The 21,582-nt window shown below is 59.9% G+C and carries 25 protein-coding genes and 2 pseudogenes; 16 read left to right on the top strand and 11 right to left on the bottom strand.

The genetic code is table 11. From position 1 onward, the window contains the following. Position 1: 1 nt before the first annotated feature. The 3 genes from ACP15O_RS17220 to ACP15O_RS17230 are packed head-to-tail and all read right to left on the bottom strand — an operon-like array spanning position 2 to position 3,485. Positions 2 to 1,786 (bottom strand): acyl-CoA dehydrogenase, encoded by a 1,785-nt coding sequence (locus ACP15O_RS17220; RefSeq protein WP_161353836.1) that lies wholly within the window; start codon positions 1,784 to 1,786, stop codon positions 2 to 4. Positions 1,787 to 1,800: 14 nt separating this feature from the next. Then, a complete protein-coding gene (locus tag ACP15O_RS17225) occupies positions 1,801 to 2,727 on the bottom strand; it encodes an electron transfer flavoprotein subunit alpha/FixB family protein (protein ID WP_161353837.1) in 927 nt (308 codons plus the stop codon). After that, positions 2,727 to 3,485, bottom strand: coding sequence for an electron transfer flavoprotein subunit beta/FixA family protein (locus ACP15O_RS17230; protein WP_161353838.1), 759 nt, complete (start codon positions 3,483 to 3,485; stop codon positions 2,727 to 2,729). The genes ACP15O_RS17225 and ACP15O_RS17230 overlap by 1 nt, the downstream gene beginning before the upstream one ends. Positions 3,486 to 4,341: 856 nt before the next feature. Between ACP15O_RS17230 and ACP15O_RS17235 the strand changes: the two genes are divergently transcribed. Beyond that, entirely contained in the window at positions 4,342 to 5,037 is a 696-nt protein-coding gene (locus ACP15O_RS17235) for a hypothetical protein (protein ID WP_173674657.1), read from the top strand. Between the two features lie 517 nt (positions 5,038 to 5,554). Here the strand turns inward: ACP15O_RS17235 and ACP15O_RS17245 are convergent. Next, positions 5,555 to 5,812 (bottom strand): helix-turn-helix domain-containing protein, encoded by a 258-nt coding sequence (locus ACP15O_RS17245; protein WP_017470289.1) that lies wholly within the window; start codon positions 5,810 to 5,812, stop codon positions 5,555 to 5,557. Positions 5,813 to 5,936: 124 nt separating this feature from the next. Beyond that, positions 5,937 to 6,188: a hypothetical protein gene (locus ACP15O_RS17250; RefSeq protein WP_064223255.1), complete on the bottom strand. Its 252-nt coding sequence runs from the start codon at positions 6,186 to 6,188 to the stop codon at positions 5,937 to 5,939. A 210-nt stretch (positions 6,189 to 6,398) separates the two neighbouring features. Between ACP15O_RS17250 and ACP15O_RS17255 the strand changes: the two genes are divergently transcribed. The 11 genes and pseudogenes from ACP15O_RS17255 to ACP15O_RS17305 form a co-directional block, all read left to right on the top strand. Beyond that, entirely contained in the window at positions 6,399 to 6,767 is a 369-nt protein-coding gene (locus ACP15O_RS17255) for a hypothetical protein (protein ID WP_008327368.1), read from the top strand. A gap of 43 nt (positions 6,768 to 6,810) precedes the next feature. Beyond that, positions 6,811 to 7,425, top strand: a complete 615-nt coding sequence (locus tag ACP15O_RS17260) for a lytic transglycosylase domain-containing protein (protein ID WP_425097354.1) — start codon at positions 6,811 to 6,813, stop codon at positions 7,423 to 7,425. Continuing rightward, complete coding sequence (locus ACP15O_RS17265; protein WP_425097355.1) at positions 7,422 to 7,715, top strand: TrbC/VirB2 family protein; 294 nt, start codon at positions 7,422 to 7,424, stop codon at positions 7,713 to 7,715. The genes ACP15O_RS17260 and ACP15O_RS17265 overlap by 4 nt, the downstream gene beginning before the upstream one ends. Further along, positions 7,708 to 7,986: a VirB3 family type IV secretion system protein gene (locus ACP15O_RS17270; protein WP_008327373.1), complete on the top strand. Its 279-nt coding sequence runs from the start codon at positions 7,708 to 7,710 to the stop codon at positions 7,984 to 7,986. The genes ACP15O_RS17265 and ACP15O_RS17270 overlap by 8 nt, the downstream gene beginning before the upstream one ends. After that, on the top strand, positions 7,976 to 10,351 hold the full coding sequence (locus ACP15O_RS17275; protein WP_425097356.1) for a VirB4 family type IV secretion/conjugal transfer ATPase: 2,376 nt from the start codon (positions 7,976 to 7,978) through the stop codon (positions 10,349 to 10,351). The genes ACP15O_RS17270 and ACP15O_RS17275 overlap by 11 nt, the downstream gene beginning before the upstream one ends. Then, positions 10,348 to 10,515, top strand: coding sequence for a hypothetical protein (locus ACP15O_RS17280; RefSeq protein ID WP_425097357.1), 168 nt, complete (start codon positions 10,348 to 10,350; stop codon positions 10,513 to 10,515). The genes ACP15O_RS17275 and ACP15O_RS17280 overlap by 4 nt, the downstream gene beginning before the upstream one ends. Before the next feature lie 55 nt (positions 10,516 to 10,570). Continuing rightward, positions 10,571 to 11,659: a lytic transglycosylase domain-containing protein gene (locus tag ACP15O_RS17285; RefSeq protein WP_425097386.1), complete on the top strand. Its 1,089-nt coding sequence runs from the start codon at positions 10,571 to 10,573 to the stop codon at positions 11,657 to 11,659. Further along, positions 11,659 to 12,468 (top strand): type IV secretion system protein, encoded by an 810-nt coding sequence (locus ACP15O_RS17290; protein WP_425097358.1) that lies wholly within the window; start codon positions 11,659 to 11,661, stop codon positions 12,466 to 12,468. The genes ACP15O_RS17285 and ACP15O_RS17290 overlap by 1 nt, the downstream gene beginning before the upstream one ends. Before the next feature lie 14 nt (positions 12,469 to 12,482). Further along, positions 12,483 to 13,139, top strand: coding sequence for a VirB8 family type IV secretion system protein (locus ACP15O_RS17295; protein WP_425097359.1), 657 nt, complete (start codon positions 12,483 to 12,485; stop codon positions 13,137 to 13,139). 2 nt (positions 13,140 to 13,141) lie between these two features. Next, the gene (locus ACP15O_RS17300; RefSeq protein ID WP_425097360.1) at positions 13,142 to 13,837 is read left to right on the top strand and encodes a TrbG/VirB9 family P-type conjugative transfer protein; all 696 of its coding nucleotides are present in this window, start codon (positions 13,142 to 13,144) and stop codon (positions 13,835 to 13,837) included. Beyond that, positions 13,834 to 13,995, top strand: a pseudogene (locus ACP15O_RS17305) (TrbI/VirB10 family protein); the annotation flags it as partial. The gene ACP15O_RS17300 and the pseudogene ACP15O_RS17305, both read left to right, overlap by 4 nt. Here the strand turns inward: ACP15O_RS17305 and ACP15O_RS17310 are convergent. The 5 genes and pseudogenes from ACP15O_RS17310 to ACP15O_RS17330 all read right to left on the bottom strand — a co-directional run. Beyond that, positions 13,995 to 14,123: pseudogene (locus ACP15O_RS17310) on the bottom strand (DUF2493 domain-containing protein); the annotation flags it as partial. The pseudogenes ACP15O_RS17305 and ACP15O_RS17310 overlap by 1 nt on opposite strands. 761 nt (positions 14,124 to 14,884) lie before the next feature. Then, the gene (locus tag ACP15O_RS17315) at positions 14,885 to 15,310 is read right to left on the bottom strand and encodes a ubiquitination-like system serine protease family protein (protein ID WP_425097361.1); all 426 of its coding nucleotides are present in this window, start codon (positions 15,308 to 15,310) and stop codon (positions 14,885 to 14,887) included. Next, the gene (locus tag ACP15O_RS17320) at positions 15,300 to 16,484 is read right to left on the bottom strand and encodes a ThiF family adenylyltransferase (protein WP_425097362.1); all 1,185 of its coding nucleotides are present in this window, start codon (positions 16,482 to 16,484) and stop codon (positions 15,300 to 15,302) included. Before ACP15O_RS17320 ends, ACP15O_RS17315 begins: the two co-directional genes overlap by 11 nt. Beyond that, a complete protein-coding gene (locus ACP15O_RS17325; RefSeq protein WP_425097363.1) occupies positions 16,459 to 16,725 on the bottom strand; it encodes a multiubiquitin domain-containing protein in 267 nt (88 codons plus the stop codon). Before ACP15O_RS17325 ends, ACP15O_RS17320 begins: the two co-directional genes overlap by 26 nt. Before the next feature lie 17 nt (positions 16,726 to 16,742). After that, a complete protein-coding gene (locus ACP15O_RS17330) occupies positions 16,743 to 16,976 on the bottom strand; it encodes a DUF2188 domain-containing protein (RefSeq protein WP_088736227.1) in 234 nt (77 codons plus the stop codon). A gap of 141 nt (positions 16,977 to 17,117) precedes the next feature. On the opposite strand from ACP15O_RS17330, the gene ACP15O_RS17335 reads away from it, so the two are divergent. The 4 genes from ACP15O_RS17335 (at position 17,118) to ACP15O_RS17350 (ending at position 20,307) form a co-directional block, all read left to right on the top strand. Then, positions 17,118 to 17,441, top strand: coding sequence for a helix-turn-helix domain-containing protein (locus ACP15O_RS17335; RefSeq protein ID WP_425097364.1), 324 nt, complete (start codon positions 17,118 to 17,120; stop codon positions 17,439 to 17,441). Next, a complete protein-coding gene (locus ACP15O_RS17340; protein ID WP_425097365.1) occupies positions 17,438 to 18,349 on the top strand; it encodes an ImmA/IrrE family metallo-endopeptidase in 912 nt (303 codons plus the stop codon). Before ACP15O_RS17335 ends, ACP15O_RS17340 begins: the two co-directional genes overlap by 4 nt. A 142-nt stretch (positions 18,350 to 18,491) precedes the next feature. Next, positions 18,492 to 19,082, top strand: a complete 591-nt coding sequence (locus tag ACP15O_RS17345) for a helix-turn-helix domain-containing protein (RefSeq protein ID WP_425097366.1) — start codon at positions 18,492 to 18,494, stop codon at positions 19,080 to 19,082. Beyond that, on the top strand, positions 19,075 to 20,307 hold the full coding sequence (locus ACP15O_RS17350) for a type II toxin-antitoxin system HipA family toxin (RefSeq protein ID WP_425097367.1): 1,233 nt from the start codon (positions 19,075 to 19,077) through the stop codon (positions 20,305 to 20,307). Before ACP15O_RS17345 ends, ACP15O_RS17350 begins: the two co-directional genes overlap by 8 nt. 482 nt (positions 20,308 to 20,789) lie before the next feature. On the opposite strand, the gene ACP15O_RS17355 is transcribed toward ACP15O_RS17350, so the two are convergent. Beyond that, positions 20,790 to 21,518 (bottom strand): DUF736 family protein, encoded by a 729-nt coding sequence (locus ACP15O_RS17355; protein WP_425097368.1) that lies wholly within the window; start codon positions 21,516 to 21,518, stop codon positions 20,790 to 20,792. Between the last annotated feature and the right edge of the window lie 64 nt (positions 21,519 to 21,582).

Consider the following 21,582-nt stretch of genomic DNA (forward strand, 5'->3'; position numbering starts at 1 on the left):
CTCACGCAACGCTGTGCAGATCAGAGGGTGCCAGCGCCAGAACGCTCGACGCACCATCCGTCGCCGCGCTCAGCCGTGCCAGCGCCTCGGGGAAGACTTGCTGCGCATAGAATTCCGCCAGCCGGATCTTGGCGCCGGCATGGTCGGATTGGCCACCCGCGGCAGGTTCCCCAGCGGCAGCAAGCGCCGCATCGCCCAAGGCCCAGGCGCCCAGCGAAAGGCCGAAGAGCTCTAGCACGTTCATTGCCGACGCGGCCTGCGTATGTGCGGTTTCCTTACCCGCATCAAGCAGCCATCTTGTAGCGGTTTCCACCGTATCGGCAGCGTGCGAAACGCTGCGCGACAAGAGCGTCCAATCACCGTGCGGGCTGCTCTCGCAGGCAAGTTCCGCCGCGCTCAATCGCATGTCGTCGATGATTTCCTGAACCGCCGCACCGCGGTCGCGCAGGATCTTGCGCCCGGTCAGGTCGAGTGCCTGAATGCCCGTGGTACCCTCGTAGATCGTGGTGATCCGGGCGTCGCGCAGGTGCTGTGCTACACCGGTTTCCTCGATATAGCCCATGCCACCATGAACCTGAATGCCAAGCGAGGCGGTCTGGATCGACATCTCGGTCGAACAGCCTTTGACAACCGGGATCAGTAGATCAACCCGGCGCTGTGCACGGTCCCGGGCCTCGGGGTCGACGGCGCGATGCGCAAAATCCAGCGCCGCCGCGGCGCGGTAGGCGAGAATGCGGGCGGCTTCGGTGCGGCTCTTCATGATACCCAGCATGCGGCGAACATCTGGATGGTGAATGATTGCGGCCGACCCCTCGACCCCGTCAACCTTGCCCTGCCGGCGGTCGGCTGCATACGCCGCCGCGTCCTGGCAGGCATGTTCGGCAACGCCGATGCCCTGGATTCCCACATTGAGCCGGGCGTTGTTCATCATCGCGAACATATACTCCAGTCCACGGTTGACCTCGCCCACAAGGTAACCGACGGCGCCACCGCTATCTCCAAATGACAACGTGCATGTCGGGCTGGCATGAATACCCAGCTTGTGCTCAATCGAAACGCAGTGCACGTCATTGGGAGCGCCATCTGGCATCACCTTCGGTACAACGAAGAGCGAGATGCCTTTGACGCCCGCCGGAGCATCAGGCAGTCGGGCCAGCACGAGGTGGATGATGTTGTCAGTAAGGTCATGCTCGCCGTAAGTTATGAAGATCTTCTGGCCGCTGATCCGGTAGCAATCGCCCTCGGGCACCGCCTTTGACCGTATCGCGGCCAGATCAGACCCTGCCTGCGGTTCTGTCAAGTTCATGGTTCCGGTCCATTCGCCGCTCACCAGTTTGGGCAGGTAGGTCTCTTTCAAGGTGTCCGAAGCATAGCATTCAAGCGCCTCGATCGCGCCCTGGGTCAGCATCGGGCAGAGCTGGAATGCCATGTTGGCGCCGTGGAACATCTCCTGGATGCAGGCATTGACCACGAAGGGCAGACCCATGCCACCGTATTCGGGGCTTGCCGACGGGCTGTTCCAGCCCATCTCGACCAGCATGTCGTAGACGGTTTTCCAGCCTTCGGGCATGGTCACCCGGCGATCTTCAAAACCCAGACCGGCGAGGTCGCCGGACCGGCTGAGCGGCGACAGTTCTAGGCCGGCATATTTGGCGGCTTCCTCGAGGATCGCGTCCACCATATCCGGCGTTGCCTCTTCAAGGCCAGGCAACTGGCTGATCGCGTCGAGATCACAAAGCTTGCGCAGAACGAAACGCATGTCCTGAAGGGGGGCGGTATAGGTCATTTTCTGACTCCAGATCAGAGCTTTTCGATCAATTCCGGCACGGCGGTGAACAGGTCGGCGACCAGTCCGAAATCCGCGACCTGGAAGATCGGGGCCTCTTCGTCCTTGTTGATGGCAACGATGACCTTGGAGTCCTTCATGCCGGCGAGGTGCTGGATCGCACCCGAGATGCCGACCGCAACATAGAGGTCCGGGGCCACGACCTTGCCGGTCTGGCCGACCTGCCAGTCGTTGGGGGCATAGCCCGAATCGACCGCCGCGCGCGACGCGCCGACAGCGGCGCCTAGCTTGTCCGCGAGGGCTTCGATCAGTTTGAAGTCCTCTTCGGAACCGACACCGCGGCCACCCGAGACCACGACGCCTGCCGAGGTCAGTTCAGGTCGATCGCTTTCGGCGACCTTGTCCTCGACCCATTCGCTGAGGCCGGGATTGTCACCCGCCGAGATGGTTTCGATCGGGGCCGAACCACCGTCACCGGCCGCATCAAAGGTCGAGGTGCGGAAGGTGACGACCTTTTTGGCATCGTTCGAGCGGACCGTCTGCACGGCATTGCCGGCATAGATCGGGCGTTCGAACGTGTTGCCGTCAACCACGCCCGAGGCATCTGAGATCACCATCACGTCCAGCAGTGCGGCAACACGCGGCATCACGTTCTTGGCGTCGGTGGTGGCGGGCGCAACGATATGCTCGTAATCACCGGCCAGCGACACGATCAGCGCAGCGGTGGATTCCGCCAGGCGGTGGCCGAGGCTTGCGTCTTCGGCGACCAGCACTCTGGACACGCCGTCGATCTTGGCGGCGGCTTCGCCCGCGGCGGCGGCAGAGCCCCCGGCACAGAGCGCGGTCACGTCACCCAGGGCCTTGGCGGCGGTCACGGCCTTGGCGGTGGCGTCCAGCGACAATTCGCCATTGTTCACTTCGGCAAGGAGAAGAACAGCCATTACACAGCCCCCGCTTCTTTGAGTTTCTCGACCAGTTCGTCGACCGAGCCGACGATGATCCCAGCGGCGCGGGCCTCGGGTTCGGCCGTGCTGACGATTTCCAGGCGCGGGGCGACTTCGACGCCGTAATCGGCGGCGGTTTTTTCGTCCAACGGCTTTTTCTTGGCCTTCATGATATTCGGCAGCGAGGCATAGCGCGGTTCGTTCAGGCGCAGGTCGACGGTGACGATGGCCGGCATTTTGACCTTGATAGTTTGCAATCCGCCGTCGACTTCGCGGGTCACGTTGGCGCTGTCGCCGTCGATCTCCAGTTTGGAGGCGAACGTCGCCTGTGCCCAACCCGTGAGCGCCGCAAGCATCTGCCCGGTGGCGTTCATGTCATTGTCGATGGCCTGTTTACCGCACAGAACGATACCTGGCTGTTCTTCGTCGATCACCGCTTTCAGCAGCTTCGCCACGGCGAGGGGTTCGATGTCGGTATGCACATCGTCGGCGGCGACAATCAGGATCGCCCGGTCGGCCCCCATGGCCAAAGCTGTCCGCAGCGTTTCCTGCGCCTGCTTTACGCCGACCGAGACCGCAATGATCTCTTCGGCTTTGCCGGCCTCTTTCAGTCGGATCGCCTCCTCGACGGCAATTTCGTCAAACGGATTCATCGACATTTTCACGTTGGCGAGATCAACGCCCGATCCGCCCGCTTTGACGCGAACCTTCACGTTATAGTCGATCACGCGTTTGACAGGCACCAGCACCTTCATTATGAGGCTCCTTTTTTTGATGTTCGGCCATCGGGAAGTGTCCGATGGGAAACGCGACTTCACTTGGTAGTTTCGTTCAGGTTCCAGAGATTGTTCACCACGTCACTGCCATCTTCGAAAACCCGGTTTAATGTGTTTTCAACTTGCCAAATGCAGCTGATTTTGTGGCTCGCCTTTTTGGCGCCCATGCCAACAATCGACGCAACCGCCACCGGGTACCTTGCTTGTAAGGTACATGTGGACGAGGTGTTTGTAGCTCTTGCTGTCCTTGATCCCCTTCAGGCTGAGGCTTTCCAATTGGGTGGACGACGTGCGGCAGCTGGCATCGCATGTCTTCGATCACAATCCTGAGCTGGCAGCCCTGGTTACAGCCTGCAGCAATGATTTCGTCAACGCGCACCAGATCGGCGACCCCTTTGGTTCCAAGACGACAGTTTTTTTGTCAGCATTTAGGTTTCCTTTTTACTGACTAGTAAGTAATAAATAGCTGAAGCAGTCAACAAAAAATATTGACGCTTTTTCATAAGCTTGGGGATAGCTATCAGAAGAAGCGGGTGCTTTGCCGCGTTCAAACGAGAATCAGAAGTAGTGTGTTATCGTGCCAAGCACATTGTCCGTTCAATATATGCGTTGCGGTCTGTGAACTCTCGTTTCTGCTTGCGCCCGCTCAGTGCCGGTCGGGAACAAGGGAAAAGCACATTTGCGACCCATCGGCTTTAGCCAAAAAAAGACGGGCTCTCGAATTCCCGAGGATCGCAAATACTTAACATAAACTTCATTATGCGACTTTATACTTAGCGTTGCGATAGTATATTATTGTATGTATGCTGAACTCCTATCACGGAGGCTCCACAGCATGCGCCATTTACTCAAGAAGCTCCTCCCCTCGGTCGCAGTCGCTTTGACCGTGACAGGTTCTTCGCTGCCAATACCCGCCCGCGCGCAGACATACCCGATCGATTGCGCGATCCTCTTGTGCCTGTCTGGCGGCTGGCCTGCTTCCGTCCCTTGCGCCCGAGCCCGCGCCGAATTTATCCGGCGGATTACACCTTGGCCGGTCGAACCACCGCTGCAAATCTGGCGCTGTCCCATGGGCGCCTCCTACGAGAACGATCGGTTACAAAACAACGCTGGCGGCATCTTTGAAGCCTTGTACCGAACCGACAGCCGTCGACCGCTTCAATCCTTGCCAGTAGATAATCTCGTTCCCACCGACCTCGCCCTGCGGCTCGTTCAGGACCGCGCGGACATCGATATCAGCGGGCCAGAGTTCAATTTCGTGCGGTCCATCCGCGTCTTCGATGTACGGTATGCACGACAGCACGAGTCCGGGCGCGATGGGGATTGTAACCGAAGCGCGACCGTGGTCCTCGGCACCTACGGGACCCAAGGCGATTTCTCATGGCAGCGATCTTCGATAACTGCCCTGCCCGAGGCCCATGTGGGACTTGAACGTTGGGGCGAGCATTGCCCTGGCATTTATCACCGATCCGTCTTCGTCGATTGGCGTGACTATGACGGCAACTACGGGTTCGAGCAGGTGAACTACTGACCTGCCGCTACGTAGATTTGTCATGGAAGACGGCTTCTTTGGCTTGCACGACCGCACCGCATACGCTTCGCGGTCCACATGCTGTTTGGCGTTTAGGCAAACACCGCGGGTTCGCTCTGTTCACCCGTCGTCGCTTCTTCCGATCCTCGTCAGCGCATCGAAGTCGATTTCTTGCTTCTGTTCGTCACTTATATCCGGCCGGGTTTCCGATACCGGCTGGGGCCCTTGGACGTCCCACATCACCGCATGTGAGCCTGTCCTCCAGCGATAAACCCAACCAACAACACTGCACCCATCGGTCCCGATCAGATTGGCGATCGCGACGCCCTCACCCTTATCTTCGTTCACTGTTTACTGGCTTCCTGCACTGCGGCGCTGCGAATTGCGGCGTGGGGTTGCAGAGCGTTCACTACGACCGCGCGCCGGGCTTCTTTGATGTTGGCTAACTGGTCCTCGATGAGGAAATGATCATCAGACCGGGAAAGTGGGTTCCCGTGTTCTCAACAATTCATTGGCTTCAAATCCTGTGGTCGGGCTCCGTGGCGGCTTCAACGATCGCCAGAACCTCGAACGGGTCAAAGCCGATGGCGCGCGCCAAGACGACCAGCTCGACAACGTCGACCCGGCGCTGGCCGCTCTCAAGGCGGGCAATAAGGGACTGGTGGCATCTGAGCCTGTCTGCCAGGTCTTTCTGACCAAGGCCCGCTTTGACACGGGCGTCGACCAACGCCTGACAGAGTGCCACTTGTCCCTTGCTTCTGATTGTCTTTGCCACGCGTCACATACCTTTTGTGACGTCGCTAGCGGATGAAATCTGTTATCTAAAAAGTAGATATATGAGGGTGTTATCGGCGTCTGGTTTCCATGGGCTGCAAGTCTGATGCTCCCGAGGTTGCCCATCAATCCCCTACCAATTGCAGGAACCGGCCATAGTCCTCGCTGACTTCGCGCGCTTCCTCGAAGGCGCGGGCCCGTTCACCGTCGAGGCAACGGAAGTAGCTCTGGATATCCTGAATGTAATCTTCGAAGTCGCCGCGGATGATATCCGCATAGTCCCGCGCGGCCTGCGAATCGCTTGGCAGGAAAGGACGGGATGGCGCAAAGCAGGATTCCGCCAAAACCGGCCCAGGAACGCAGATCAGAAGGGCCATAGCTTGCAATGGGAGCAGGCATGTCAACCTTGGGTTTCTCAAACCTGTTATCTCCTTGATCGCGGACACTGGCCGTGACTAGTGTTTGCGTAACCAAACTACAGCCAAAGCACGATATTACATCTTGCGGTTGATAATATACTATCGTAACTCTGGGCTTCAAGTAGGAATGCCTGGGGTCGCGCCATTGGAGAAAGCGTGAGCCGGGCCATGAACTGGGACATCGAAGCACCAAATGTGGTTACGGAAGCCAGGTTCCGCGAACTCGTGGAAAGCGGCTATAGCGCAGAAATCCTGTGCCAAGAGTCGGCACACAAGAAAGGCCCCAGCTATTACGGGGTCTGGATCATGCGTGTTGTCTCTGATGACGGGGTGGAAAAGCTGCTGGTCACCGCTCGCACCCGGACGACCTACAACGATATCAAGATCCGCGAGTTCAAGACGATCTCCGGCGTGGTGTCTTTCTTCATTGGCCTTGGTTTTGCGCATGTCGACCTGCCGCTTGAGGCGGGGACAAGCCGTACGCACAAATTTGCGCCGCCAGACAAAGCCCCATCAGACAAGGGCGCTGGCAGCTAACCTCGTCTGTCTCTGGCTGGTCGCAGCACCTGCCTCAGCGCAAATGGTCCTGGTCATGGAGAGCGACGGCTCCCTGACCCCGTCCCGCTCTCAGAGCAGCTTTGCTCGAAACTACAATGAAGGGATTGGTCAGAGTTCGGCCTCCGATGGGATCGCGATCTTCGGCGAGGTAGAGGCCGAGCAAGAGGGCGTCCAAGTCGCGGCCCTTGCCCGCCCGACTCCCCTGCCCCGCGCCGATGTCCTCTCCGGGATTCAGACCACGGCCTTGCGCTATGCCGGCCATCCCGGCCTGCGTCGCGCGGGGCTTTCCGTGACGGATTGGCTAGCTCTCTATCGAGCCAATATCGAGGTTGAGAGCGCCTACCGGCAGGATGCGATTTCAAGTGCAGGTGCCATTGGCCTTGGTCAATTGATGCCAGCGACGGCGCGTGATCTGGGCGTCGACCCGCGTGACCCTCAACAGAACCTCGACGGCTCTGCCCGCTACCTCGCGATGATGCTGGAGCGCTTCGGCGATCCGCATCTGGCGCTGGCAGCCTACAACGCCGGACCCGATGCGATCCGCCAGTACGGCGGCATTCCCCCCTACAGAGAAACCCAGAACCACGTGGCGCGCGTCATGGCTGTCGTGGCCCGATTGGAAGGATCAAATTCATGAAGCACATATCTAACCTGTTTATTGCGTCGCTCGCGCTCTTCCTGCTCTTCGCAGAGCCTGCGCTTGCTCAAAGCATCGATCTCTCCCCGATCCAGAGCTTGTTGCAGGGCATTGTCGATGCGCTGACCGGTCCGCTTGGCGTTGTCATCGCGACGCTGGCCGTGCTGGGCGTCTTCCTGAGCTGGTTCTTCAACATCATCGACCTGCGCCAAGCCCTCTGGGTGCTTGTCGGCATCGCCGGTGTTGCCGCCGCTCCCACCATCGTTGCCGCGGTCTTTGCCGGTGGCTGAGCGCTCGCCTCTCTTTCTCGGCCTCGTGCGCCCGCCGAAGCTTCTGGGCCTGCCCATCATGTATGCGATGGTCTGGCTCTTCGGCTCGGTGCTCTTGTTCGTCTGGGTCCAGCACATCGCGGTGCTGGGCGTGGCCGCCCTGCTCTACCCGGTTCTCTGGAAGGCCGCGGACTGGGATCCGCGCTTCATCGACGTGATGATGACGGCGCTGCAGGAGACCCCGCCGACGCGGAACCGCTCTATTCATGGCGGGGACAGCTATGCGCCCTGATGAAGCCATGAACGAAGCGCTCGATCTCCGCACGATGACGCCGGACTGGTATGCTCGGGAAACCCGCCTCGCGCATATGCTGCCTTACGTCAGTCTGGTCGATGACCGCACTGTACGAACCCGGGTGAACGAGCTTTTCCAGTGCATCCGGCTCGATGGGGTCAACAGCTACACGACGGATGATGCCTATCTCGACAAGGTGACTGCCCTCTTTGCCAGGATCATCGCGCAGCTGGGGCCGGAGTTCAGCTATTACGTCCACAAGGTCTCAAAGGCGATCACGCCGGACCTCGAGCCCCTGCGTGAGGACAGTTTTGCTGGAGAAGTTGACCGTCTCTGGCGCACGAAACTCGAGACCAGCGGCCTGCGCGACAAAACCTTGACGCTCACCGTGATTCATCGCCCGCCTCCGAAAAGCGTCCTGCCGTTCCTGAACCGCAGCGCGCCGGATCGCCTTAAGGAAGCAACCGAGAAGCGCCTGCGCCGTCTGGGCGAGGCCGTGAGCGTGTTCCTGTCAGGCCTGACGGAGCTTAACCCACGTGTGCTTTCGGCCAAGTCCGGCGAGTTGATCGGCTTTCTGGGGGCCCTCAACACTGGCCAGGAACTGCCGCTCTACCCGGCCAACACCTACGGCTTTCTGTCCTTCAACGTCGCCAATACCCGCGTGACGTTTCATGGGGACCATTTCGAGCTCTCGGAAGGCGTCGTGGGGCATCGCTACGGCAAGAGTTTCACCATCGGGGAATACTCGGAAGGCACCTCCTGCACCATGTTCGACATGCTGAACCTGCCGGTCGACATGATCGTCACGCACTCCTTCACGCCGATCAATTCGAACCTCATGGCGGGCCGTATCAAGCGGCAAAAGCGCCAGATGCAGGCCAGCCAGGACGCAGCCCTCTCGCTCCTGGAAGCCCTCGACATCGCCGCCGATGATCTCGAGGCCAAGCGCCAAAGCTTCGGCGAGCATCACATGGTCGTGACGCTCTTTTGCGACACGCTCGAAGAACTGCAAACCCTCAGCGCCGAGATCGTGAACGCCGCCGCAACCGAAGGCATAAAGATGATTGGCGAGCGGGTCGCGGCCAAGGCGCATTACCTCAGCCAGCACCCGGGCAACCAGCCCAAGCGCGTGCGTGCCAGCGCCGTCACCAATCGCAACTTCGCGGATTTTGGGGCGTTTCATCGCACGCAGCTTGGCAAACCTGCTGAGAAAACCCCTTGGGGCAAGGTCATCACCTATCTGCCCACGCCGGAGCAGAGCGCCTACCGGTTTTCCTATCACGAGCAAGGCTCGCCCGACAAAGAACCCACCAGCGGCCATACCCTGATCATGGGGCGGCCCGGGTCAGGTAAGTCTGTGCTTTCGGCCTTCCTGATGACCCAGGCCCGTCGCGCGGGCGCCCGGGTCTTCGTCTTCGATTACCGTCTTGGTATGGAGATGGCGGTCCGCGCGAATGGCGGGCGCTACGCGTCCCTGAACGCCGGTCAGCCCACGGGCCTCAACCCGCTCTGGACAGAGACCGATGCCCGTGGCACCGCCTGGCTCTCGGACTGGCTTGCCACCTTGCTCTACCGCGCTGACAAGCCCCTGACCCCGGCGCAGACCAACCGCATCCAGGAAGTGGTACGCCAGAATGCCCAGGCCCCCAATCCGGCCCTGCGGAACTGGCGGGATTTCGCATCGCTTTTTGTGTCCACCGATGATGGCGGCGATCTGCACCAGCGCCTGCTCGAGTGGACCGAAGACGGCCGCTACGGCTGGATCTTCGGGCAGAGCCTCGAGGACACGTTCTCGCTCAAGGGCGATGTGGTGGGCTTCGATCTGACCGGTATTCTCGACAGCGAGGCCGACAAGGAGCGGATGGCGGTTCTCTCCTATCTTTTCCGCCGGGTCGAGCGCGAGATCGAGGACCGCCGCCCCACCATCATCGTGATCGACGAGGCCTGGAAAGCGCTCGACAACGCATATTTCGCCGAAAGGTTGTCGAACTGGCTCGTGACTGCGCGCAAGCAGAACACCGTCGCGGTGATGATGACGCAATATGCCAGCCAGCTCGAGCGCACCCGGACCGGCAAAACCATCATCGAGGCGGTGCCGACGCAGATCCTGCTGCCCAATATCCGCGCGCAGCCTGCGGATTACGCAATGCTGAACCTCACGGAGAAGGAGCTCGACGTGCTTCTCAACACCGGCAGCGACAGCCGCCTTGCGCTGATCCGTGACGACCAAGGCTCGATCGTCGTCGATGCCGATCTGAGCGCCCTTGGGCCCAATCTCACCATCCTCGGCGGCATGGAAAAAGGCGAGGCCTTGGTCGGTGCCGACTACCGCGACCGCCCAGACTTCTGGAGGCTTTCATGATTCGTACTCTGTTTCTTCTCACCGCGCTCGGCGCTTTGGCCTCCTGCGCCCAGTACCAGGAACCGCAGGCGAACTGCTTCACATTCCTCGCGTCCACGGCACCTGTCACGCCTGATTGCACCTTTACGCCTCTAGATGCGCCGGAGGGCGACATTGAAGTGTAGCCTGCCCCATATCCTGGCACTTTGCCTGCTGCCCGGTCTCGCCTTGTCTCAAGGCGTGCCGACCAATGACAGTGGGCTGACCGCGCGCGATATCGTCGAAACTGGCGATCGCGAGGCTGACTTGGCCGTTCAGGCGGACAAGCTTGCCGTGCGCGAACTCATTGCCGAGATCGAACGGGAGCAGCTGGAAACCCTGCAACGCATCCTCGATGCCCAGACCAGCTTCGGCGGTCAGGGCCTGCCCGCGATGATCTCTGGATTGGAGAGCGGTAGTGGCGATCCAGCCCGTTCCGTCGAAGCGGTCTACGGCAATGCCGAGATCGACCCCAATCCCGGCGGCGCACAGATGTTTGGGGATGCGGCAGAAAACATCGAGCAACTCATCATCCGCGTCGCCCAGGAAACCAGCGGATTTGCGGGCGTGGGCCGCGCGGGCCTCTCCCCAGTCCAATGGCGCGCACTCCTACAGGCGCTCATCTGGCAGGAAAGCCGGTTCACGATTGGCGCCCGCTCGCCCGTCGGCGCGTTCGGCCTCACCCAGATCATGCCCGGGACCGCCAGCGATCTTGGCATCAACCCGGAATACTACAACAGCCCCTACCTGCAGGTGCATGGCGGCGCGCGGTACCTGGCGACACAGCTCAACACCTTTGACGGCAATATCATCAACGCCCTCGCGGCCTATAACGCCGGACCCGGTCGCGTGTTCGAATATGGTGGCGTGCCGCCCTTCCGCGAGACCCGGCATTACGTTCAGGTCATCCCCGAACGCTACAATCTCTACCTGGGCCGCATCGGCGGGATCGAAGCGCTCGGTACGATCAACCCCGCGCTTCTGGCAAATGCAAACCTCTCCCTAACGGGTCATGGGGCGGCCTTTTATGGCAACAACTCACCCGCTGCGATCAGGCAGGCCGCCCTGCGCATTGCGGATATCGTCGAGCGGATTTCCGCGACGGAAGACGTGCAGGAAAGCGTCGCGCTCAACACCTATGCCCGCGCCGAACTCGTGCGTCTCGTCGCCGCGCGTATTCGTCTTCAAGCGGCGCGGACCCGCGTGCTTTCGGCCGAGGAATTGGCACAGGCCAGCGCCCGTATGGCCGAAGGCACGTTCATGGAATTCACGATCAGGGAGATAGACTGATGAGAGATTTGCTCGTGAGGATGGCATTGGCCACGACGCTTGGGATCGGTCTGCATCTCGGCACCCTGTCCGCTGCCGTGGCGCAAGGTGTGCCGGTCGTCGACACCCAGAATATTGCGCAAAACATCCAGCAGCTCCGGCAGATGATCGAAGACGAGATCCTGCAAAACGAGCAGCTGACGCAGCTCCGCGAACAGCTTGCGACACTCACGGACCAACTCGCGGAGCTGCAACGAACCTATGAGGCGCTCACCCGCCTCGCCGAGCTTCCAGAAATCATCCGCACCGAGATGGAGGACGAGCTGAACGGCCTGCTTGATCAGGAGTTCGGAGACATCCTCGCCACCATTGAAGCCATCAAGACCGGCGACTTCTCTGGCCTCTCTGGCTCCGGCGCGGGCGAGATCGAAACCCAGATGGACCGGGTCCTGGCCGATCTCGGATTTGACGATGACACCCTCTCGGAAATGGCCACCAGCGGAAATCCCGGAGCCAACCGCGTGGCAACGCAGGCAACAACCGGCGCGCTCGTCTCGGCCGCCGCCCAGAACAGCTATGAAGACGCAGGCCAATCGCTCGAGCGGGTAGACCGCCTCGTCGGGCTCATCGACGACATGGACGAACTCAAGGAAAGCATCGATCTTAACACGCGCGTGACGGCGGAACTGGCCATCGCACTTGTCGCCATGTGGCAACTCGAAGCCGTGCAAACCGTGGGTGACGGCACCGTCGGCGTGATCGATGCCGCCACCATCGCCGAGGAGCAGCGCTTCATGGATTTCACCTTGCCGGACCTACGGGCAGACTGATCGTGGGGGCATGAATGGTGGCGAGTGAACAAGAAATCATCGAGGAAGAACTGGTCTACGGCGCCTTGCGCCGCGAACGCCTCTGGCAACGCCTTGGCCTGATGGGCCTTGTCTTCGGCATCCTCGGCTGTCTGTGCGCCGCGGCTGTCTCGATCCTCGATGTCGACCCGCCCCCCGTCGTTGTCCCCTATGATCCCGCCACCGGCTTTGCACTCCCCGAAGCCTCGGTGGGCGCGACTTCGGTAACCGCCAACCAGGCGGTCATCGAGGCGGAGGTCTTCCGCTATGTGACCGACCGCGAGGTCTATAACCAGCTCGACAATGACCTGCGCATCCGCAGCGTTCTGCGCCGCTCGGACGGAGCTGCCGAGAGCGGGCTGCGCCAGATCTGGAACAGCGCCAATGAGAACTACCCGCCGACGGTCTATGGCCCCAATGCGCGGCTCGACGTGGAGATCCTCAGCATCAACCGGATCGGAACCAACCGCGCGACGGTCCGCCTGCGCAAGCGCCTGACATCTATCAACGGCGTCCAAACCGGGCTTTTCACCGCCACCCTCCTCTTCGAGTTCCGCCCCGAGACCCGCCGCTCCATCGATGAGGTCTGGACCAACCCCTTCGGCTTCACGGTCCTCGAATATTCCATCCGCTCCGACAGATTGGAGAATTGAATTTGTTCCCTGTTCGACTTTTCATATTGCTGATTGCCCTGTTGCCCAGCCTCGCCTTCGCCGAAGCCATCCCGCGCGGCGGGCCCAATGACAACCGGGTGCGGCTTGCCAGCTATCAGGAGGGCCAGGTCTACCGGCTAAACGTCTCGCTCACCCATGTGACCACCATCGAGTTCGGCGAGGGTGAAAGCATCCGTTCGATCATCGCGGGTGACACGGAAGGGTTTGAGATCGACGGCGTACCCGGCGGTCAGGCCTTCGCGATCAAACCCGTCGCGCGCGGTGTCCATACCAACGTGACGGTCTATACGAACCGGCGGAGCTACTACTTCAACGTCCAGGAGGTCCGCAGTCCGACCTTCTACGTGGTCCAGTTCCGCTACCCCGAGGATACCAGCCGCCCCACACGTGCCATCGCAGCCCAAGCGCCGAACTACAATTACGGTGCCAGCGCGCGGAGCGAGTTTACCCCTGCCCGCGTCTGGGATGACGGGACGTTCACGTATTTCGAGTTCCCACGGAACGCACCGGTGCCAGCGATCTTCCGCTACGCCAGTGGCCGCGAACGGACGGTCAATACGCAAGCCACCGAGGATGGCGTGATCCGGGTCTCGGGGGTGAACCGGCAATGGGTCCTGCGGATCGGGGAAGAGGTGGTCTGTATCGAGGCCACACCGCCTGCGGGGGTGGGATCATGAGCGACACCGGAAACGCGGACCTCGAGAAACGCCTCGCTGCTCTAGAACAAGGCAAGGGCGCTGGTTCGCCCCCTGCCCCGCGGCGCTCGCCACTTCTGGCCTTGGTCGTTGTTCTAATAATCGGTGCTGGCGGAGCGCTGCTCTATCTCCTGTCCCAAGCCTCGAAGCTCTCGCGGATGATGTGGTCGGTCAGGATGTGATCTTCGGGGATCGGCAGGTGGGCGTCCTTCTCGGTCAGCCCGAAAAGTTCGATGGTCTCGTAGGTGTTCGCGGTGTCGTAAGCCATGTCTGGTCTCCAGTGTTCGGTTATAGAGCCACCACGTGAGTGTGGGGGCATGGCCGAATGTCTGGTTTCCGAATCTGCCCGGGTCAGGGACGGCGCAGCCGCCGGCTTGCCGGGCGCAAAAGTTTTCCGCGCGCAGCACCCGACACAGGCGCGCACTCACGCACGGAACCGCCCCGGGCCACAGGCCCCGACCTCGCCGAAAAGTTTTGCGATCCTTGACGCGGGCTGATTTGGGGGCCATCCGGAGGATATGCTTCCGCACTTATGTGTGTGTGTTTTGACGGTAGGTTTGCCCGACCCGAGCAGGCAAACGGCCCGACCGGACGCGGGAGACGGATGCAGCGGCGGGATCGTTTTGCTCCGCAAAACAGACCAGAGCGCAATCCGGCGGAGCGGCCAGGGAGAGACGTGCTCGCGAGGCGGGCAAACCGGGGGCCTGGGTGCAACGCCGCGGTGAGGCCGCATGGCCGAATGCGCGACGGACCGAAGGGCCGTTCTCCCCTGCGACACGCGAAGCCGAGCTGGGGAGGCCGCAAGGCTAGATCGAGGTCTACGTGCAGGCGACGCCGCTGCTGACTATGTGAATTACTTTTCGCAGAGTTGCGGGTTTTGGCGGCGGGTGGGGATACATATGCTGAATGCGCATCTGGATAAACCGTCTTTCGCCGTAGGTGCAGCCGCCATACATCATCGAACGGAAGGGATTCGGGACAAGGACAAAACCGCTCTCGCGGTAAGGATATCGGCGTCGGTACTAACCATTACTTGCCGCTTAGCCACCGCCGGAAACGTTGCCAAAGACCTTGTGGCACATCTGCATTCGCCATTGATGCGGGGGCTTCCGGCGCATCGTAATACCGATCTTTGGCGCGACGGTCGTGCGCCCGTCCGGCGGCAATCTGTTCATCACTCATATCACCTGCCCACCGGATATTGCTGTGCTTGATCCAGTAATGCGACCGGCAGGGAAAGCTCCAGTTCCCGATGGACGGCGAGAGCGAGATCGACACACCGTCATAGCCCATCTTCCAATCCGTCGGGCTTAAGGGCGTGACGACTTCCCTGCCACAGCCGCAGGCGCATTTGTGCACTGCCGTTGCGTAATCCATGGCAAGATACAGGATGCCCTCCTCGGTCCGTTCGGGGATCGCATTTACAAATTTGTGGGTAATCTTCTTAATCGCCATCGCGCTTGTCCATGTTGTCTATTTTGTTGCCATCAATAGTGTAGTTGCTGGAATGCTCGCCCTCAAAATCGGCATAAAACCCTACCAGCTTCTTCCACCGGATCACCGCGAGTGTCGCGTTCAGGGAGTTGAGATCAGCCACCTGAATGTTGGTGGCGTACGCATCATCGACGTCCGCCTCGCCTATCCCCACGCGGCGGCGTAAAGGTTCACGCTGCTCATCGGTGCTTAGCGTCACCCGCAGCACGCCCACCAAGGCATCATCGCCCATCTCAATGCCCATACCTACATCGATGAAGGGGGTGCCCTGTTCTTCGAGACGTTCGACCGCCGGGCGCTTGGCTGCTCCAGAGTCAACGCACACGAAGACGAAATCCATCTCGTCCAGAAGTTCCGCGTTGGAGGCGTCGAGATAGACCGGATGCGGGACGATCCCCTTGCGCATGGGTGCATAAAGCGCCGCGAAGTAATCGACCTTTTTGTTTCGTTCGCGCAGTGTTTCGATGCCAGGCGCGCCGGGGCTGCGGAACGCGTTGTGCTGCAGGAAATCATCCCCATCGATGAGATGCAGTTCGCGGATCGGCGTCTTGGCGATAAGATCGAGCACGTAAGAGCCGGTGCCGCCAAGGCCGACAATGGCCACTTTGTTCATAGCCAGTTTGTCCGAGAGGGCGCCGATCCCGGCTCGTGTCGAGGCCGTGTCATGGTAGTTGAACACCGGATCAGGCTCATTGGTGTTTGCCACGACGTAGGTGCGCGCATCCGCTGTCGGATCGATCTTTCGCGCGGGCGATGCGATCATCTCCACATAGGTGGTCATCTTGTGTTCGTAGTCGCGGTAGCCCTCTTTCGGCTTAGCGGAAAACATATGGTCTACCGTGATGTCCTTGCCGAGGCTCTGGCGTTTGGTGGAATGCCTGATGCCTTCGAGCGTTTTGCCGTCATGATTGCAAGGATGTTCGCCCGCGAAATAAGCCTTGTGGTCGCTTGGCGTCATCGTCTCGCCCCCGTTCATCTGCAGAACCGAAACGAGCGTACCGAGCTTTACCTCCCGATTGGCGTTCACGTAAGGCACGTTGGAGATCACGAGGTGGCCACTTTTCACAGCCACCTCGTATCCGCCTTCTTCGAGAGCCTTGAGATCGTCGTTACGACTTATCAGTTGCCGTGACATTGAAGATCATGCCCTCCTTCAGCTTCACGGTATCGCCGTCATCCAGCGTGCCCTCGGGCTTGTTGCCCTGGCCGCGCCGGTAAGTGATCGTGAAGCAGATCAACTCGCCAGTGGGCGGGTTTTCGTAGGCAAGGGCGACCAGATCGTCCTCGCCAAGCTCTGTCGCCGTCACGGTCTTCTCGCGGCCGTTCACGACAATCGTGTACTCTTTTGCGGGTTTGCCCGTTTCGTCCTTCGCCATGGCCGTGTCCTTTCTTTTTAGCCTTTGGGCGGGAACGGATCGCCGCCGTGGCTGTCGCTGTTAGCGATCCGTCCGTCGCGGTTGTGGATACGCAGTTCGCTTTGCTGGTTGCGGCTGATTTCACGTCCGCGATCGACAGCGTCCTGCTTGGTTTCATGGTGGCTGCTGGCGCGGGATGCGCCGCCACGCTTCACATCCCATCCGCCCGCCGGGTTCGGCACGACGTGATGGGTCTTCGGTCCCTTACTCATGGTTTTCACATCTCCTGTTCGTTAGGGGTGTAGGCACAAAAAGTGCGCCTACACCGAACATCATATATTTGTTGAAAGTCAGAAGTCAAGCACGTAAAGTATGTCTTTACCGAACAAGAAGATCGACGGGGAGGCCGCCACATGACCAACAGCCTGGGAGAGAAGATTCGCCGCTTACGGAAGGAGCAAAAGCTCACGCTCGACAAACTCGCCGAGCTCACCGGCTCCAGCAAAAGCTACATATGGGAGCTGGAGAACAAGAACCCGCCGCGTCCATCGGCGGAGAAGCTGGCTAAGATCGCTGGAGCGCTTGGCGTCACGATTGAGTACCTGCTCGATGAAAAGCAGACGATCACCGAGGAAGACGCTGTCGATGCGCAGTTCTATCGCGAGTACAAACACATGGACGCCGACACGAAAGAAAAAATTCGTGAGATGGTAAAACTATGGGGGAAACCCGGATGAGCAAGCCGAAGTCGCCACAACGATGGGCATACGATCTGACCATCATCCTGAACACCTTGGGTGGCGACGACCGCTTTCCGGTGAATGTTGAAGCGCTCGCCTATGATTTTTCCAAGCAGCGCTTTCCTGACGATCCGATAAGCCTTGTACAGGGCGCCCCGTTGAAAGGTTTCGAGGGCGCCTTGATGAAGGCGCCGCCTAGCGAGAAAGGCTGGGGCATCTTTTACAATTCGGACACAGCATCGCCGGGGCGGATCAACTTTACGCTCGCCCATGAGTTCGGGCACTATCTCCTGCACAGGCAGGATCATCCTGACGGTATCCAGTGCAGCACCGAGGATATGGAACGCTGGGACAGCAAGTACCGGCAGATCGAGAAGGAGGCGAACGAGTTTGCCGCAAATCTCCTCATGCCGCTGGATGACTTCCGCGCGCAGATCGGTCCAAAATCTCAGCCTGACCTGGAGGCTTTGGGGGCATGCGCCGACCGCTACGGCGTGTCCCTGATCGCGGCGACGCTGCGCTGGTTGCAGTACACCGAGCGCCGTGCAGTTCTGGTGAAGTCTATCGATGGCTTCATTCATTGGGCGCGGTCGAGTGATCGCGCCTTGCGCACAGGTGCCTACTTCAAGACGGCTGGCCGCCCGGCAATCGAGATACCGGCCGCCGCGATACCGGCAACGGAAACCGAACTGGTTCGGCGAAAAGCAACGCGAGAGCATGAGGCAGGAATCTGGTTCAAAGAGCCCTGCACCGAGTATGCTCTGGTCTCCGAAGTCCACGACTTTGCGCTCTCCCTGATCCATCTTGGTGATGCGCCATCACGCTTCGAGCCTACCGAAGAGGCCGAGGAAGACATATACGACCGTATGGTGAGCCGCACGCCGGGCTCTTCTTGGCTGGGCTAAAAGCGCGCCAAAAATGATCTATAAAAGTAGATCATCTCGGTCTTTCGATATATGAAAACAGATCACTCCTTGAAAATTCGTGTTCCGTATGATACATTAAAATAGATCAAGCGCTTTGCTTGATATGCAGGATTACATCAAAATGAGCTATGAGAGCGAAAAACTAGCGGCAACACTGAAAGCTGCACGCGAGAAGAAGGGGCTTAGCCAGCGTGCGCTAAGCGCCCGTGCAGGCGTGCCGCAGTCGCATATCTCCAAGATCGAGAGCGGCGCGGTGAACCTCACCGTCTCAAGCCTGACCGCCATCGCCAACGCCCTTGATCTGGAACTGGCGCTCGTGCCGCGCAAGGCTGCGCCAGCAGTCAGGACAATCACCCGTAGCGTAAACGACGTCCCGAAGGCCACGCCGGAAGCCCGCAAAGAGATTGCCCGGCTCGCCAAGCAGCTTGAGCACATCCAGTCGCTCAAGATCGATAGTCCCGCCTTCGAAAACCTGCAGCGGCAGTTTCGGGAGATGCGGCAATTCGAGAACCTGATCCGGAACACCGACACGTTGCGCAGTATCCGCGAAGCGCTCAAAGCCGTGGAGGGCGCGGGTGGCGTTGCAGCGCTGCAAGACGTGTCAAAGCAGATGAACAGTTTGCGCAACATGCTTGCTCATGGCGTAGCCGACGAGGAGCGGACTCGATTGCCGCGCCCTGCCTATCGCCTTGATGGAGATAACGATGAGTAGTGTCTCAGTCCTGAACGTAAACCTGTATGGGGAGCCTATCGGCACACTCACCAATCTTGGCGGCGATCGCACCATCTTTGCCTTCACCGATGAGTACATCGCCGATCCTGACAGGCCGACGCTTGGTCTTGCCTTCAAGGATGAATTTGGGGAGCTCTACACGGATTTTAGGCCGTATCAGAAGCGCGTCATGCCCTTCTTCTCAAACCTTCTGCCCGAGGGTCATCTGCGCAAATACCTGGCCGAACAGGTGGGCGTGAACCCCGAACGTGAATTCTATCTGCTCTGGGCGCTTGGCCATGACCTGCCCGGCGCGATCACGATCGCCCCTGCTGACGGTGAAGCCTGGCCACCGGATGCTGCCGACGGAGCCGATGATCATGGTGATGATCAGCGAGAGAACGCTTTGCGGTTTTCGCTGGCAGGTGTTCAGCTCAAGTTTTCCGCCGTGATGGAAGCAAGTGGCGGGCTGACCATTCCCGCCTCCGGGGTCGGGGGCTCCTGGATCGTCAAGCTCCCCTCCCGTGAATTCGCAGGCGTCCCTGAAAATGAATTCTCGATGATGAAACTGGCCAGCCTAATCGGGATGAACGTGCCTGCCATCCATCTGGTCGGCATCGATGCGATCAAGAACTTGCCCGAAGGCATCGATAAGATCGGCAACCATGCCTTTGTGATCGAGCGCTTTGATCGGCTATCCGACGGATCGCGCGTGCATATCGAGGATTTTGCGCAGGTATATGGGCTCTATCCCGAAGACAAATACGGTAATGGCACATTCCGGAACATCGCCCAAGTGATCGCCGCCGAAGGCAACGATGCCGACATCATCGAATATGTCAGGCGCCTGACCTTTAACATGCTGATCGGCAATGCCGACATGCACATGAAAAACTGGTCACTGATCTATCCGGACAGGCGGTATGTCTCGCTGGCACCTGCCTATGATTTTGTGGCGACTGTGCCCTACATTCCGGGCGATGCGACCAACATGAAGATCAGTCGTGCCAAGGTGTTCTCGGCATTCTCGGTGGATGAGCTAGAGCACCTTGCCGTCAAAGCGGCCATTCCGAAGAAGATGGCGATCGATGCTGCCAAAGAGACGGTTCAGCTCTTTCGGGAGCATTGGGAAGCGGAAGCGGCAAACCTGCCGATGAGCGATGAGGTCAGGTCAGCCGTTGAGGCTCACATGAAGACAGTGCCAATTTTGGAGGAGCTTTCATAGGGTAAGGGGTTCCTGACTCACCAGCAAAGCAGGGCGGAGGCCGGTGCCCTGTTCTTCTGCGCCGCCGCACCCCCATCAGCAAGTGAGGGGTGACGGACAGCTCCGGCGAAGCAGGGCGACAGGTACGCTCTAGCTTGCGGCGTTCGGCAGGTTTCAGATTTTCTTGGCGTTCTCGAACAAGTCACCTGATCGTTCTTTGATCTTTGCCTCGTTCCAGTTGTCATGTTCGCAAAGGCGCTTGTTGAGATAAAGAAACACTGAGTTTGCAAAGATCGCTATCTGCGCTTCGCTGCCCTTGGTGCTTTCTGCAGCATCAGCCGGGGCCGCTACCGACTGCAGAATGGCGGCTCTGGGCCTACTCCAACACCTGACTTAAGCATAGTTTCCTTCGCGCAATCTCCAAACCACACCAGCACAGAAAAAGGGGAACCGTGGTCCCACGGCTCCCCTCCGGGTTTAGTTGGTCTCGGCTCTCGCGCTGATCACGCGACCAGCGACAGCCCCGCGCCTGCGTCCTGCGGCTGCTCACCGCTGTCGATGAACGGGATGATCGAGAAGGTCTGCCCGCCGCGCTGTTCTTCGTTCTGCACGGCGTTGACACGCAAATCGCCATCGGGCGTGTTGATCAGCAGCGACAGGTAGTCGTTGCCCGTGCGGCTGCTTTTCGCCATCCAGGCCGAGCCGACGCGGATCGGTGTGCCCCGGGGGGAGCTGACCTCAATGCGGTAATCGGGGTGGGTCTCCTCGGATTTGTAGCTGTTCTCGATCAGGATGAACTCCAGATCAAACATCATGTTGGCGATGTAGCCGGTGAAGGCGTTGTCGGCGTCCATGGCGGTGAGCTCGCCCGAGATCGAGCCGGATTTCATCGGGCCGTTCGAGACCAGAGGGATGATCTCGAATTCGCCACTCTGAGCCGCGCGCGCCTCTTTCGTCTGCACCGCGTTGACCCGGAACGGGCCGATGCCAACGTCGATCTGCATCGAGATGTAGGGGTTGCCGCTGGTATTGCCGGTTTCGTTCCAGGCCGTGCCGATGCGGACCTTGCGGCCCGACTTGTTGATCGCCGTCACGTCATAATCCGGGCTGCGCGCGGACATCTTGGCCCGTGCCTCAAGCTGGATGGCGATGTCAAATCGCGTCGAGTGAATCATGCCGGTGTATTCGGCGGCGGCGGTCTCGACATTGCGGGTGAGGGTTCCTGCGAACATGGGATAGTTCCTTCTTGGATTGGCCGGTGCCTGACGTTCTTGCCAGCGCATCCGGGATTGCTTT

This window comes from Youngimonas ophiurae (nom. illeg.) (genome assembly GCF_049803795.1).
Taxonomy (GTDB): domain Bacteria; phylum Pseudomonadota; class Alphaproteobacteria; order Rhodobacterales; family Rhodobacteraceae; genus Thalassobius.